This is a genomic window from Flavobacterium sp. XS2P24, assembly GCF_030010285.1.
GTDB lineage: Bacteria > Bacteroidota > Bacteroidia > Flavobacteriales > Flavobacteriaceae > Flavobacterium > Flavobacterium algoritolerans.
The window spans coordinates 1-15,421 of sequence record NZ_JASCRU010000031.1; the positions used below are offsets into that span (position 1 = coordinate 1).

10 protein-coding genes are annotated in these 15,421 nt (G+C 33.9%); 3 read left to right on the forward strand and 7 right to left on the reverse strand.

Annotation, left to right across the window (positions count from 1 at the left end; genetic code table 11):
• Nucleotides 1-115: 115 nt before the first annotated feature.
• The 3 genes from QLS31_RS14320 to QLS31_RS14330 form a co-directional block, all read right to left on the reverse strand.
• On the reverse strand, nucleotides 116-2,227 hold the full coding sequence (locus QLS31_RS14320) for an ATP-binding protein (protein ID WP_282744414.1): 2,112 nt from the start codon (nucleotides 2,225-2,227) through the stop codon (nucleotides 116-118).
• Between the two features lie 244 nt (nucleotides 2,228-2,471).
• Nucleotides 2,472-3,428 carry an aldo/keto reductase gene (locus QLS31_RS14325; protein ID WP_282744415.1) on the reverse strand — a complete coding sequence of 319 codons (957 nt, stop codon included), beginning with the start codon at nucleotides 3,426-3,428 and terminating at the stop codon, nucleotides 2,472-2,474.
• Between the two features lie 158 nt (nucleotides 3,429-3,586).
• On the reverse strand, nucleotides 3,587-3,994 hold the full coding sequence (locus QLS31_RS14330) for a DUF1573 domain-containing protein (RefSeq protein WP_282744416.1): 408 nt from the start codon (nucleotides 3,992-3,994) through the stop codon (nucleotides 3,587-3,589).
• A 174-nt stretch (nucleotides 3,995-4,168) separates the two neighbouring features.
• On the opposite strand from QLS31_RS14330, the gene QLS31_RS14335 reads away from it, so the two are divergent.
• The gene (locus tag QLS31_RS14335; protein ID WP_282744417.1) at nucleotides 4,169-5,428 is read left to right on the forward strand and encodes a HAMP domain-containing sensor histidine kinase; all 1,260 of its coding nucleotides are present in this window, start codon (nucleotides 4,169-4,171) and stop codon (nucleotides 5,426-5,428) included.
• Nucleotides 5,428-6,120 carry a response regulator transcription factor gene (locus QLS31_RS14340; protein WP_282744418.1) on the forward strand — a complete coding sequence of 231 codons (693 nt, stop codon included), beginning with the start codon at nucleotides 5,428-5,430 and terminating at the stop codon, nucleotides 6,118-6,120. The genes QLS31_RS14335 and QLS31_RS14340 overlap by 1 nt, the downstream gene beginning before the upstream one ends.
• A gap of 46 nt (nucleotides 6,121-6,166) precedes the next feature.
• Here QLS31_RS14340 and QLS31_RS14345 read toward each other — a convergent pair whose 3' ends face one another.
• The 4 genes from QLS31_RS14345 to QLS31_RS14360 form a co-directional block, all read right to left on the reverse strand.
• Nucleotides 6,167-7,708, reverse strand: a complete 1,542-nt coding sequence (locus QLS31_RS14345) for an acyl-CoA carboxylase subunit beta (RefSeq protein WP_282744419.1) — start codon at nucleotides 7,706-7,708, stop codon at nucleotides 6,167-6,169.
• A 51-nt stretch (nucleotides 7,709-7,759) separates the two neighbouring features.
• Entirely contained in the window at nucleotides 7,760-9,199 is a 1,440-nt protein-coding gene (gene accC, locus QLS31_RS14350; RefSeq protein WP_282744420.1) for an acetyl-CoA carboxylase biotin carboxylase subunit, read from the reverse strand.
• Nucleotides 9,200-9,289: 90 nt separating this feature from the next.
• Nucleotides 9,290-9,775: an acetyl-CoA carboxylase biotin carboxyl carrier protein subunit gene (locus QLS31_RS14355; protein ID WP_282744421.1), complete on the reverse strand. Its 486-nt coding sequence runs from the start codon at nucleotides 9,773-9,775 to the stop codon at nucleotides 9,290-9,292.
• Between the two features lie 100 nt (nucleotides 9,776-9,875).
• Nucleotides 9,876-12,083 carry a radical SAM protein gene (locus QLS31_RS14360; RefSeq protein ID WP_282744422.1) on the reverse strand — a complete coding sequence of 736 codons (2,208 nt, stop codon included), beginning with the start codon at nucleotides 12,081-12,083 and terminating at the stop codon, nucleotides 9,876-9,878.
• A 174-nt stretch (nucleotides 12,084-12,257) separates the two neighbouring features.
• Here QLS31_RS14360 and QLS31_RS14365 point away from each other — a divergent pair, with 174 nt between their 5' ends.
• Nucleotides 12,258-15,386, forward strand: a complete 3,129-nt coding sequence (locus tag QLS31_RS14365) for a T9SS type B sorting domain-containing protein (protein WP_282744423.1) — start codon at nucleotides 12,258-12,260, stop codon at nucleotides 15,384-15,386.
• Nucleotides 15,387-15,421: the final 35 nt, after the last annotated feature.

Consider the following 15,421-nt stretch of genomic DNA (forward strand, 5'->3'; position numbering starts at 1 on the left):
CTACAAGACTCTTCACTCCCAAAATTTGCTGTAAAATTGAATAGATTCATCGCTCTTTTTTTATCAAATATAAGCCTTTTATTTAATTATGGGTAATTGCGGACAATCAATTAATTTATTTATTGATTCCCATAAAAACAGTATCCAGCAGCTCGAATACTTTTTCTTTATCCAATGGTTTTGTGATACAGTCCGTAAAACCAAATTGCATCATTTTTTCTCTATCTTCAAATGAGGAATAAGCGGTTTGGGCTACAACAGGAAGTTCTGGTTTTATTACTTTTATTTTTTCGAAAGCTTGATAGCCATCCAAAATAGGCATTTTTATATCCATAAACACCAAAGTAATATTTGGATTCTCTGTGCAAATATCTACTGCTTCTTGTCCATTTTTAGCTCTAAGAACAGTATGATTTTTTGATTCAATAATTTTTCTCAACAGCAAGAAATTAATGGTATCATCTTCTGCAACTAAAATAATTTCATTGTCATAATTCCTGTAAAAAGATTTTACTTTTTTTGATTTTATAGCTTTTACCGTTCGATCAAATTTTAATGGTATCGAAAATGAAAAAACGGAACCCTGTCCAATTGTGGATTTTACCTTTATTTCTCCACCCAACATTTCTACATAAGCTTTTGTAATTGACAAGCCCAATCCTAGTCCAGATAATTCAACCGATCCATCGCCCTCAATTCTTCTAAATCTATCAAAAATTACTTTTAAATAACTTTCGCTGATTCCCATTCCTGAATCTTCAATCTTAAATTCTAAAACTTCTTTTTCTTTGTTTATTGAATATCCAAAAGCGACAAAACCTCTATCTGTAAATTTTAATGCATTAGTAATTAAATTAACTATAATCTGTTTCAATTTTGTTTCATCTGTTAGAATATTATTTTGAAGTTTATCCGGATTTTCAAGAATATAAAATTGAATTTCTTTGTCTTTAGGAATGGTAACCTTGATGGAATCATACAACTCTGTAATACACTTTTCTATATCTAATCCTTTATAATTAGGCATAATTTGCTTAGCATCAATTTTAGACATTTCAATAAGGTCTTCGATAATTGATACTAGACTTCCGCCACTATTTTTTATAATTTTTAAATATTCTAATCTCTCTTCTTCTTCAATATTTGTATCATGAAGCAAATCACTGAATCCCATTATGGCATTCATGGGGGTTCTAATTTCATGTGATAAATTAGCCAAAAAAGAAGATTTTAAGGTGTCACTTTCTTCTGCTTTTTGTTTAGCAATTTCTAATTGTTTCCGTTGATTGCTGTTTTCTTCAAATAGGTCTCCAATATATCCAAACTCACCATCAGATCTTTTTAAACTATTTATTGAGCTTGCATTTCCTGTTTCAAGAATACTTTTAATTAACTTTAATGGATTATAAACCCATCTTTTTGTGCAATAAACGTAGACAAAAATATTAATCAAGGAAACAAGAACTACAATAAAAAGAATCTCTTTTGTGTTAGTATAATTTAAATTGAAAGACCTTTTAAAAAGTAATTTGACAACAACTTCATTTTTCCAATCTTTTAAATCTAAACCTACAATAACAAAATCATCTTCATTTGCAATTACATAATCGCTTGAAACTAAATTAACTTTTGAGCTGCTTATGTTCCCTAAAGCACTCATAAATGATTCGTCTAAAAGTCTGGCCATAAAAAAATAACCGGAAGGCTTCGTTTTATTCTTTTTAGGATCATTTGAAGGGTGAATTGTAGCTCCAAAAACCTCAACAATACCTTCTGGAATTTTTATATAAAATCTTTTAAGTTTAGATTTATAAAGCACTGACATCATCTCTTTTGGGATAAAATCAAAGTTTTTAATCTTAGAAGAAACTGTCTTATTGATTAGTTTTTGATCTAAACCATAAATACCAATGTAATCAGCTTCATACGATTCAAATTCTCTTAAAATATATTTATTATACCACTTTTCGTCTTTTGTATTTGTAAAATGGACTAACTCGTCCCAGTAGGTAACATCAATAATAGTGGCTGTAGGCGTTTTGGAATTAAGTGTAAACAAGGACTTCACTTCCTTATCATATTGATTATAAGTGATTTTGTAAAAATGACTTTCTTCTTGAACAGTATAAAGATAAAGCGAGATGTAAATTAGAAAAAAGAAAATACTTGTCGAAATTATCAACAATAGTAGTTTAGAATACGTATTTAAATTAATCAATCTCTTCATGGAATACACTCAAATATAAAAGAAAAACCAAAACACAGTTTCCGTTTTTGTAAGATATATCACTTTTTTTCTTTGGCGCAAGTTAATCTTTTTTATCATAAAAAAAAACTCCATCGATTTAAGCCAATGGAGTCCATTGCAATAAAGGTTTATTTATCAACGATATACTTTTACAAAAACCATCAAACCTTGATTTCTGGCTCTACAAAATATTTATTTTCACTTTTCGTTCAAACTTTTCTAACTATCTCAAAATATTCTCAATCTCCAATAATTCGGCTGTAGAGAAATCCAGATTTTGTAAACTGTCAATATTATTTTTTAATTGACCAACGGAACTGGCACCTATCAAAACAGAAGTAATTCGATTATCTTTTAACAGCCAAGCCAAAGCCATTTGTGCCAATGATTGATTTCTTTGTTGTGCAATAGCATTCAGTTGAATGATTTTTTGGATTCTTTCCTCTGAAACTTCATCTGTTTTTAAATGACCATTTGGGTTAAAAGCTCTTGAATTTTCTGGAATCCCTTTCAAGTATTTATCCGTTAAAAGTCCTTGTGCCAAAGGTGAGAAAGCAATACAACCCACTCCCTTTTCTTCGAGAACATCTAGTAATCCCGCTTCAGGCTCTCGCACAAACATCGAATATTTTACTTGATGAATCAAGCAAGGCGTTCCCAATCGTTTCAAGATTTCAGTAGCTTCCTTAGTTTGTTCTGCATTATAATTCGAAATCCCTGCATACATTGCTTTTCCGCTTCGAACTGCATAATCCAAAGCCATCATGGTTTCCTCCAAAGGTGTTTCAGGATCAAAACGATGCGAATAAAAAATATCTACATATTCCAGATTCATGCGCTTCAAACTCTGGTCTAAACTCGACAACAAATATTTACGGGAACCCCAGTCGCCATAAGGACCATCCCACATAGTGTAACCGGCTTTAGTAGTAATCACCATTTCATCACGCAGGTTTCCATGGAAATTATTCTTTAGGATTTTTCCAAAATTAGTTTCTGCTGAACCCGGAACCGGACCGTAATTATTAGCCAAATCAAAATGGGTAATTCCTTCATCAAAAGCTGCTTTGACAATGTTTTCTCCATTTTCAAAACTATCCACTGAACCGAAGTTATGCCATAATCCCAAAGAAATTTGTGGCAGTAACAAACCACTTTTTCCACATCTGTTGTATTTCATTTTTTAAGTTTAAAAAAGGAAAGATAAACATTTTATTTAAAAATGATTTATCTAAAACCATCAAATTACAATCAATAACAAATTCAGATTCAGCCACAAAAAAACTCGATTTATCTAAGACGAATCGAGTTTTTAACATTATAAATAACTTTTAAAACCTAAATAACAATTCCTTTAAGTGTCAATACTTTTGGTGTTGTTTCAACATTCGTTGTAACTGTAACTGTTTTTGTAAAAGCACCTTTATTAGCTGCATTGTATGTTGCTGTTACCTTTCCTGATTTCCCTGGAAGAATTGGTGTTTTGGTATAATCTGTAGCCGTACAACCACAAGAACCTTTGACGTTGGTGATTATTAATGTAGTTTTCCCTGTGTTTTTAAATTCATAATTAATGGCTTTTGGCGTGTTTTGAGGAATTTGACCAACATCTATACTTTCACTTTTCCATAAAATGGACGAAACAACAGACGAAACTTTTGACGCCAAAGCATTTGCTGGGGCGATGGCTGAAAATGACATTAATCCTAGAGTTAATGCCAACATTGAAATTTTGATGATTTTCATAATTTGATTTTTATAATAGTTATACAATAGATTACTTCATTTGAACATACCAAAAGTAGATTAGAAAATCTTTGCCTCCTGTTAAGCGGTTTCAAATGTTTGTTAACGACTTGTTAATGGCTATATTTTAATGTAATTTTCATTAATATTACACTTTCTAAATCCATTTTTCATTTGAAACTAAACAAACTCAACAGTATCATTATTCTTGGAATCATTGCCATCGTTGGTATTCTGGTGGCACAACTCCTTTGGACCAAAGAAGCTTTTACTATTGAGGAAAAAAAGTTCAGCCAAAAAACACATATCGCATTACTTGAGGTTGCCAAAAAATTATACCATGGTACCAACCACGATTTGCCCACAGAAAATCCGATAAAAAAAATATCAAATGATTATTATGTAGTGAATATTGATAATGATTTTGAACCCGAAATTTTAGAATTTTATCTAAAATCCGAATTCAAAAAAATGAATCTCACGACCGATTTTGAATATGCTATGTACAATTGCCAAAGCGATGAAATGGTGTATGGAAACTATATTTCTTTATCGGACAAATCAAAAGGAAAACAGTCTATTTATTTCCCAAAACATAAAAATTTAGTATATTATTTTGCCATTCGTTTCCCCAATGAAACCACTTATTTGTTTAGTTCGTTGCGGTTTTGGTTTGTACTTTCAATGGTGTTAATTCTTATTTTACTGATTTATGTCTATTCTATTTTTACGCTTTTACAGCAAAAAAAATACTCCGAATTACAACGGGATTTCATTAATAATATGACGCATGAATTCAAGACACCCTTATCATCCATTTTGATTGCTTCCAATTATTTAATCCAGCAAGAACCCATCAAAAAGGACAAAAAACTCTACACCTACGCCGAAATTATTATCAATCAAAGCAATAAACTAAACCAGCATATCGAGAAAATTTTAACAATAGCCAAATCCGATTATTCTCCTTTGGAATTGAATACAGAAAACATTGCGATAGTTCCGATAATTGAAAATGCCATCGAAAACATCAAACTAAAATATCCTGAAATTACAACAACAATCAAATCAGATTCATCTGATTATACAATAATTGCAGACTCCTTTCATTTCAATAATTTGGTTTACAATCTCCTAGACAATGCCGCAAAATACTGTAACGGCAAACCCGAAATTGTCATCCGATTATCGAAAGAAAATCAGATGCTAAAACTAGAATTTATTGATAATGGAATCGGAATTTGCAACAAAAACCTCTCTTTCATATTCGATAAGTTTTACCGAATTCCAAGTGAGAAAAGCAATGAAGTCAATGGTTTTGGATTGGGTTTGTATTACGTAAAAAAAATTTGCAATTTACATCATTGGAAAATTAACGCCACCAATAATCTCGAAAAAGGCATTACGCTAACCATTTTAATTCCAAATAATTAATGAGTACTTCCAGAATTCTTTATGCCGAAGACGATGCAACATTAGCATTCCTTACCAAAGATAATTTGGAGCAAAACCACTATGAAGTGACACATTGTTGCGATGGAAAAATAGGTATGGAAAATTTCAAAAAAGGCAATTTTGATATTTGCATTCTGGATATTATGATGCCAAAAATGGATGGATTCGAATTAGCTACTGAAATTAGAAAGGTTAATATTGATATTCCTATTATATTCCTTTCGGCAAAAACCTTAAAGGAAGATCGCATTAAAGGATTGCGCTTGGGCGCCGATGATTATCTCGTAAAGCCTTTCAGTATTGAAGAATTAATCCTAAAAATAGAGGTTTTCCTGAAACGTTCTCATAAAAATAATACTGCTGACAAAACGATTTATGAAATTGGAAAATACCAATTTGACACCAAAAATTTTATTCTATACAACGAAAACGAAAAAATATCCCTCACGCAACGCGAATCCGAACTCTTGAAATTATTTCTAGAAAATAAAAATGCAGTTCTAAAACGAGAACAAATCCTAACTTCACTTTGGGGCGACGACGATTATTTTATGGGACGCAGTCTGGATGTTTTTATTTCCCGCTTGCGTAAAATACTTGCCAACGAAAAAGGAATTGCAATAGAAAATTTACACGGGATTGGGTTTCGGTTTGTATTAGAAACATCATAACAAAAAAACCACCTGATGAAGGTGGTTTTTTGATTCTTATAAAATACTATAAAGGAATATTTCCGTGTTTTCTATTCGGAGTCACACTAACTTTATTTTCGAGCATACTAAATGCTTTTATCAGTTTGCGTCTGGTGTCTTGAGGAAGAATTACCTCATCTACAAAACCGCGTTGTGCTGCTGTGTAAGGATTCGCAAACAAATCAGCATATTCCGCTTCTTTTTCCAAGAGTTTTGCCTCATGGTCTTCGGCTTCGTTGATTTCTTTCTTGAAGATAATTTCCGAGGCACCTTTGGCTCCCATCACCGCAATTTCGGCAGTTGGCCAAGCAAAATTCATGTCGGCACCAATGTGTTTCGAGTTCATTACATCATACGCACCTCCATAAGCTTTACGTGTAATTACGGTCACTCTCGGTACGGTTGCTTCGCTTAAAGCGTACAACAATTTCGCACCGTGAACAATGATTCCGTTCCACTCTTGATCGGTTCCCGGTAAAAATCCCGGTACATCTACCAAAACCAATAAAGGAATATTAAAACAATCGCAAAAACGAGTAAATCGAGCTGCTTTCTTGGAACTGTTTACATCCAGACAACCCGCTAAAATTATCGGTTGGTTCGCTATAATCCCAATGCTTTTTCCTCCCAATCTGGCAAAGCCAACAAGGATATTTTCGGCATAATTTTTATGAATTTCAAAAAACGAATCTTCGTCAATAATTCCACCAATCACCTCGTGCATGTCGTACGGTTTATTGGGATTATCCGGAATAATAGTTGCTAATTTGGTGCGAACTTCATCATTTAGTTCGTAAGGTAAATTGTGTGCTTTTTCTTTATTGCTTTGTGGCAAATAACTCAACAAGCGTTTCAAATCTTCCAGACATTCCACATCATTGGTCGAGGTACAATGAGCCACACCAGATTTAGTAGAATGCGTGCTCGCACCACCTAATTCCTCTGAAGTTACCGTTTCATTGGTTACGGTTTTTACCACATTTGGTCCTGTTACAAACATATAACTGGTATCTTCAACCATCATCGTAAAATCAGTCATGGCTGGAGAATACACAGCTCCACCAGCGCAGGGTCCCATAATTGCGGAAATTTGCGGAATCACACCGCTGGCTTGTACGTTTCTATAAAAAATATCGGCATAACCGCCCAAAGAACGAACACCTTCCTGAATACGTGCTCCACCAGAATCATTCAATCCAATCATTGGCGCACCCATTTTGACTGCCATATCCATAATTTTACAGATTTTCTCAGCATGGGTTTCGGATAATGAACCACCAAAAACCGTGAAATCCTGTGCAAAAATATAAACCAATCGCCCGTTTATGGTTCCGTATCCTGTAATGACTCCATCGCCATAATACATTTCAGTTTCCATTCCAAAATCAGTTGTACGGTGGGTTACCAGCATCCCAATTTCTTCAAATGAACCTTCATCCATCAAATAATTAACACGCTCTCTTGCCGTTAGCTTTTTATTCGAATGTTGTTTTGCTATTCTATTTTTACCTCCACCTAAATGAGCTTCGGCAATTTTATCGTTTAATGTACTTATTTTGTCTTTCATACTATTCTTTTTTTAACCGCTAATTCGCTGATTTTATTTAAAACCATTATTTTAATGTAGTAAGCGTACGATTTTTTGATCTTCAAAATACTGTTTCAACGCTACCAAAGCAGCGATTTCAGCTTCTTGCGCCATTTGTTTTTTCAACACATCGGCATTGTAATAGTTTTTTACAAAATGCGTGTCAAATTTTCCGGAACGAAACGCCTCATGTTCAAAAACAAATTTTCCGAAAGGCAACGTTGTCTGCACACCTTCCACACGATAGTCTTCAATAGCCTTTATCATAATTTGAATAGCCTCTTCACGAGTTTCACCATAAGTGATTAATTTGGCTAACATTGGATCATAATAAATGGGAATATCCATCCCTTGCTCAAAACCATTATCCACACGAATTCCTTCACCAACAGGCAATTGATATACGTCCAAATGCCCTACACTCGGTAGAAAATCATTCATAGGATCTTCGGCATACACACGTAATTCCATCGCGTGTCCTTTTATTCTCAAATCTTCTTGTTTGATTGCCAATGCTTCTCCTCTTGCCACTCTTATTTGCAGTTCTACCAAATCGGTTCCGGTAATTAATTCTGTAACGGGATGTTCAACCTGCAAACGCGTGTTCATTTCCAAGAAGTAGAAATTATTATTTTCGTCCAATAAAAACTCGACCGTTCCAGCTCCTAAATAATCACAGGATTTCGCAACCAAAACAGCAGCTTCACCCATTTTTTTACGCAATTCCGCTGTTAAAACCGAAGAAGGCGCTTCTTCTATTACTTTTTGGTGACGTCTTTGAATACTGCATTCTCTTTCGAATAAATACAACACATTACCATGACTGTCCGCCATAACTTGAATTTCGATATGCCTTGGCGAACCCACATATTTTTCGATAAAAACAGAACCATCTCCAAAAGCGGAAATCGCTTCACTGATAGCGCGATCCATTTGGGATTCGAAATCGGCTTCACTTTCTACTACACGCATTCCTTTTCCACCGCCTCCTGCTGAAGCTTTAATTAAAATTGGAAAACCAATTTCCTTAGCAACTACTTTTGCTTTTTCGACATCAGTAATGGCTTCGTCAAAACCGGGAACCATTGGAATATTGTATTGCTTAACAGCATCTTTGGCCGCTAATTTGCTCCCCATGATTTTTATGGCTTTCGACTTTGGACCAATAAAAATGATGTTATTTTTTTCGGCTTCTTCAGCAAAATCAGCATTTTCACTCAGGAAACCATAACCGGGATGAATGGCATCTACGTTTAAAGATTTCGCAACCTCTATAATTTTGCTTCCTAATAAATAGGATTGACTTGAAGGCGCTTCTCCAATCCAAACCGCTTCATCAGCAAATTTTATGTGCGGTGCATTTCTATCGGCAGTTGAATAAACTGCCACGGTTTTAATGCCCATTTTTTGTGCGGTTTTCATCACCCTGATGGCGATTTCCCCTCTATTGGCAACTAATATTTTTTTCATATTTAATAAGACTAAAAGAATAAAGACCGCTTCGCTGCAAGAGCAAAGAAATATAAATTCTTGGTTCTTTTTATCTTGTATCTTTTATCTCTACTCGAATTCAATTAACAACTGGCCTTTATCCACGGCATCTCCCATCACTACCGAAATGGTTTTGATAACGCCATCTCGCGGAGAAAGAAAACTGTTTTCCATTTTCATGGCGCCCAAAATAATCAGGTTGTCATTCTCTTTTACAGTTTGACCTACCACAACACTGATTTCTAGAATCAATCCGGGCATAGGTGCTTTGATAAAATTGACTTGTTTGGTAAGTCCCGTTTCGAATCCCATTTCCTTAATCAAAATATCCAAAGGATTAGAAATGACAACGGTATATGTGTTGTTGTTTACCTTGACGGTGTAGTTTTTTTGAAGAAAATCAGAAGTGATGATTTCCGCTTGATAAGGAGTGTTTTCGTGTAAAATATGGAACTTATTCGTTTCCACACGCACAGCATCCAGTTGTGAAACACTTTCCTTTTCCAAATCAAAATGAAAAGTGTCGTTTACATTAACTTTATAACCAATACTCATTTGTTTCTATTTTAGAATCGTAAAAATAAGTAAAAGAAAACGTTTTCGTAAAGCTAAAATTAAGTTTTATGCTAAATAGGTATAGTTTAGGTAGAAAAATTTATAACACTAATAATCTAAATTCTCTAAGAGTTTTAATTGGTTTGGAGTACCAAAACAATTCGAAGTCCTCCAAATGTGATTCGAAATCAGCTTTAACTTCTTGATAATTATAAATTTTAGCATTCGAAACAGAGATTTTCTGTAACATTTCTACCAACCATTCCCCTTCATTTTTATTTGTTTGAATACTGAAACTTTCTTTTTTATCATGGAAAGTCAAAGTCATCATTTCCCAGGAATTCCCTTTTTTGGATTTAGTAAAATGTTCTGTAAATGGCTTCCCGCCTAACCAAACGATTTTTGCTGTAGGCTTGATGTTGAAATCATCGTCTTCCTGCAAAGCGTCAAAAATAAAATCAGGTGAAATTTTAGTTTTTGGAATTTTAAACTCAAACCAATCCTGCAACTCATAATCAAAACAGATTCCGTGCATAAAATTGAACAAGGATTTCTTGAGTCCAAAACTGAACTTATCATGATCGATTCCTGTGGAATCGGTATAATTAATATCGTTATTGGCGAAAGCTCCAATCGCTTCGGTTTCCTTTACCACACCGAATTTCTCTGGATACAAGCCAACAGGACTATGCGCGGTCATCGCAAACTGATGCCAAAATCCGGATTGTAATACACCAACTTCAAATAATTGACGAACCATTTCCAGACTGTCCACGGTTTCCTGAATGGTTTGCGTAGGATAACCGTACATCAAATAGGCATGAACCATTACGCCAGCTTCGGTGAAATTTCGAGTTACTTTCGCCACTTGTTCGACAGTTACGCCTTTATCAATCAATTTTAATAATCTGTCCGAAGCGACTTCAAGACCTCCGGAAACGGCTATACAACCAGAAGCTTTTAGAAGTAAACATAAATCTTTAGTAAAGCTTTTTTCGAATCGAATGTTAGTCCACCAAGTAATCGCTAATTTTCTGCGAAGGATTTCAAGAGCCAAAGCACGCATCAAAGCCGGAGGAGCAGCCTCATCTACAAAATGAAATCCGTTCTCGCCCGTTTGAGCAATCATTTCCTCCATTCGGTCGCACAATAAATTAGCAGCAACGGGTTCGTACACTTTGATATAGTCCAAAGAAATATCACAAAACGTACATTTTCCCCAGTAGCAACCGTGCGCCATAGTGAGTTTATTCCAACGTCCGTCGCTCCACATTCGGTGCATTGGATTCACAATTTCGATAACCGAAATGTATTTATCCAAAAGTAAATCAGAATAATCGGGCGTTCCCACTTGCGATTGTTTGTAATCGTGTTTTAGAGAATTATTTTTGTAAACTACTTTTCCCTTTTCTAAAAGGAATGTTCGTTTATATTGCTTCTCGACTGCGCTCGAAGAGACAGCGTTTATTAGTTCTTCAATTGGTGTTTCGCCATCATCCAACGTAATAAAATCAAAAAACTCAAAAACGCGAGCATCCGAAAGCGAACGCAGTTCGGTATTTGGGAAACCGCCACCCATTGAAATTTTAATACTCGGATAATGCTTTTTCACCCATTGTGCGGAACGAAAAGCCGAATATAAATTCCCTGGAAACGGAACCGAAATCAAGAATAATGTAGGTTGAATAGTTTCTATTCTCTCTTTTAGAATCGAAAGAAGTAAATTATCAATATAGGTTGGTTCCTCCTGCAAGGCTTCATACAATTCGTCAAAAGAATTCGCACTTCTCCCCAAACGTTCTGCATACCGGCTGAAACCAAAATTAGCATCGACACATTCGACTATAAAATCAGAGATGTCTTCAAGGTATAAAGTTGCTAAGTGTTTCGCTTTATCCTGTGTCCCCATAGTTCCGAAAGCCCAATCGAGTTCTTCCAATTGCGCAAATCGGGACGCTTCCGGCAAGAAATCCTCCTGACAAATTTGAAGTGCCAATGTTGGATTTTTCCCTTGAAGGAAAGCAATAACAGGATTTATCGTTTTAAGGTATTCATCTTGCAAAGCGAAAATTCTCTTGGAATTATCTGAAATGGTATGATTTGGAACTTTAAACGTTAAACCCCCAACTTCAAACAAATTTTGCAAACCTTCTTTCGAAAACAATTTCAAAATCACTTCGATACCCAAATCCGCTTGAACCGATTCAATTTTTTTGGTATTCAGAAACCCTTTGATATATGCAGTTGCCGGATACGGAGTATTCAGTTGGGTAAAAGGCGGCGTGATTACGAATAATTTGGTTTTCAATAGGAATTGTTTTGTGCAAAAATAAGGGATAATTCTATTCTTTTCACAAAAGTAAAAAACTACGTTTTTATTTATTTTTACAACAAAGAAATTATGAATTTGTATCTATTTGATTACATTTACGACAACAATAAATAGTAAAAGCAAACTTCCCTATATGACATCCGAAATTATATGATAAAAAAAATATTAAACGTTATTTTCTTGCTTTTTTCTTTCTCCATTTACGCCCAATACACTCAAATTCCTGATCCTGAATTTGAATCGTTTTTGATTTATAACGGCTATGACGATGGAATACCAGACGGAAAAGTTCTTACCTCAAATATTAATTCTATTAAAGAAATTTATTTTTTTCCGGGCGCTGCCAATATTAATATTAAGGATTTATCAGGGATTGAAGATTTTAAAGCTCTAGAAAAACTAAATTGTCAAAATTGTAATTTAACTAGTTTAGATTTATCAAAAAATCTTTCTTTAACTGAATTGATATGTGAAGACAACAAACTAACAAGTTTAAATGTCGAAGGATGTGTAAATCTAAAAACAATTAATTGCAATGGAAATCCTTTTATCAATTTAGATTTTACAAAAACCGTCAATCTGGAAACCTTATATTGTAGAGGGCTTAGTTTAACTGTTTTAGATTTGAACGCCAATTTAAAATATCTAGATTGTAGTTTTTGTCCAATTAACAACTTAAATCTTTCAAACTGTACCTTACTAGAGAATTTAATTTGTACCAATAATCAATTTACAAGTTTGGATGTTTCAAAGAATATAAATTTAAAAAGTTTAACATGTTCTGACAATCAACTAACAAATTTGGATGTTTCAAAGAATATTGAACTTACTCAATTATCATGTGGTAATAATCAATTAACCAATATAGATACCTACACCAACACTAAATTAATATCTATTTCTTGTGAATTTAATCAATTAACAAACTTAGACACTTCCCAAAACCTTAATCTAACAAATCTTAATTGTAATAACAATCAATTGTTAAATTTAAATATTTCTAAAAACATAAAATTAACAGATGTTCGCTGTAACAATAACCTATTAACTAATTTAGATATTTCTAATAACATTAATCTAACTCTTTTATTATGTTATGAAAATCAATTATCAAGCCTAAACACTTCCTCAAATGATCAACTGAATATTTTATACTGCCACAATAATCTAATCACTAGTCTAGATGTTTCTATGAATAACAATTTAGGAATATTTAGATGTACAAATAACCAGCTAACCTATTTAGATATTAGAAATGACGCAAGTTGGAGTTGGTGGAATGACGCTTCAAATTGGACAAATAATCCGAAACTAGATTGCATTTATGTTCCTGACACTATTTTTTTTAATATTTATTATTCAAACCGGAAAGATAACACAGCTAACTATTTTGATGAATCACCTCCAAAATTCGAATCATCAGTCCAAACTGTTTGTTCCAAACAAATTCCAACAATAAAAGACATTGTGGTGACTGGCTATAACATCAAGTGGTTTGATTCACTTTTTGGAGGAAATCAGTTAACCGATACAACCCTTTTAGCAGAAGGCACTACATATTTTGCTATGAATACAGCAGGAAGCTGCGAAAGTTTAAGAACACCGGTTACAGTAACTTTTCAACCAATTTCTGCCCCTTTTGGAACTTCCCCCCAAAACATATGCAATTTGAAAAATCCTACTTTAGACAACTTAAATGTATCTGGAACATTTATTCAATGGTATGATGCTACAAACGGAGAAAATTTATTGCCAAGTTCTACAGCATTAATTAATGGTTCAACTTATTATGCATCTCAAACTCAAAATGGTTGTGAAAGCACTAGGACTCCTATTTTAGTTAATCTCGTGAATATTACCGAACCAGTAGCTATTTCCTCACAAACCTTCTGCATCCAACAAAACGCAACAATTAATAATATTGTAATAACTGGTCAAAACATAAAATGGTATGATGCGTTGACTAATGGAATTCCATTATCAAATACAACTCCATTACAAAACGGAACCACTTATTACGCTTCGCAAACCATTAATGGATGCGAAAGTGAAAGATTTCCTGTCCTAATAAACATTCAAAACACACTCGCTCCAACAGGGAATACAAGTCAGACTTTTTGTTCCAGTCAAAATCCAACTCTAGAAACTATTGTAATTTCAGGAAATGCGATAAAATGGTATAATAGTATTGGAGTTCTTTTGTCCAGTTCAACTACTTTACAAGATGGTGTGACCTATTATGCTTCGCAAACAGAAAACAATTGCGAAAGCCCTAATAAATTAGCTGTTACAATTTCACTTATAAGCACTTTACCCGCAAATAATTATGATGAATTATTTTGTGATGATTTGAATGACGGTTCCGAGAGAATAAATTTATCAGACTATAATTTGAAGTTAATTTCAAATACTTCAGGATATACTTTTTCTTATTATTCGACTTTTTCAAGTGCAGAAGATCAATTGGCAATCGATCAAATTACTGATTTTTCAAATTACAACTTAGCTTTAGGCGACAACAAAATCTACGTTCGTATCAATTCTAACACGCCTTGTTATGCCATTGTTGAATTGAAATTAACACTTGTATCAAAACCAATTAATACAATCCCTGATGTTGTCCCCATTTGTGAAAACAATTCTATTACTGTTGGTGCCGGTTCAGGTTTCGACACTTATTTATGGTCAACTGGTGCTACGACATCTTCGATAATTGTTGCAAATCCAGGAAATTATTCCGTTACTGTTACTACTAATTACAGTACAATATCATGTTCGAGTACCAAGAATTTTGAAGTACGAAAATCAAATATTGCCACCATTACTACTTTAGAAATACAAGATTGGACCGACAATCAGAATATAATCACCGTTTTTGCATCTGGCGAAGGCGATTACGAATATTCAATTGATGGTACGCATTTTCAGGACAGTAGTCAATTTTCGGCTTTGTATAGTGGCGCATATACCGTACATGTCCGAGACAAAAATGGTTGCGGAACCGCCACAGATGAAGTCTTTTTATTAATGTACCCCAAATATTTTACCCCAAACGGTGACGGTTTCAACGACACTTGGAATATTAAATTTTCAGACTTGGAAACCAACTTGACTTTAAAAATATTTGACCGTTATGGAAAATTAATCACAAAATTAATCCAAAATAACAATTGGAACGGAACCATGAATGGATATGCCCTTCCAGCAGATGATTATTGGTTTATCGCAACAAGAACAGATGGAAATGAATACAAAGGACATTTTAGTTTAAAGAAATAACATTCATAACCCCACAAAAAACTGATTAAACAGCA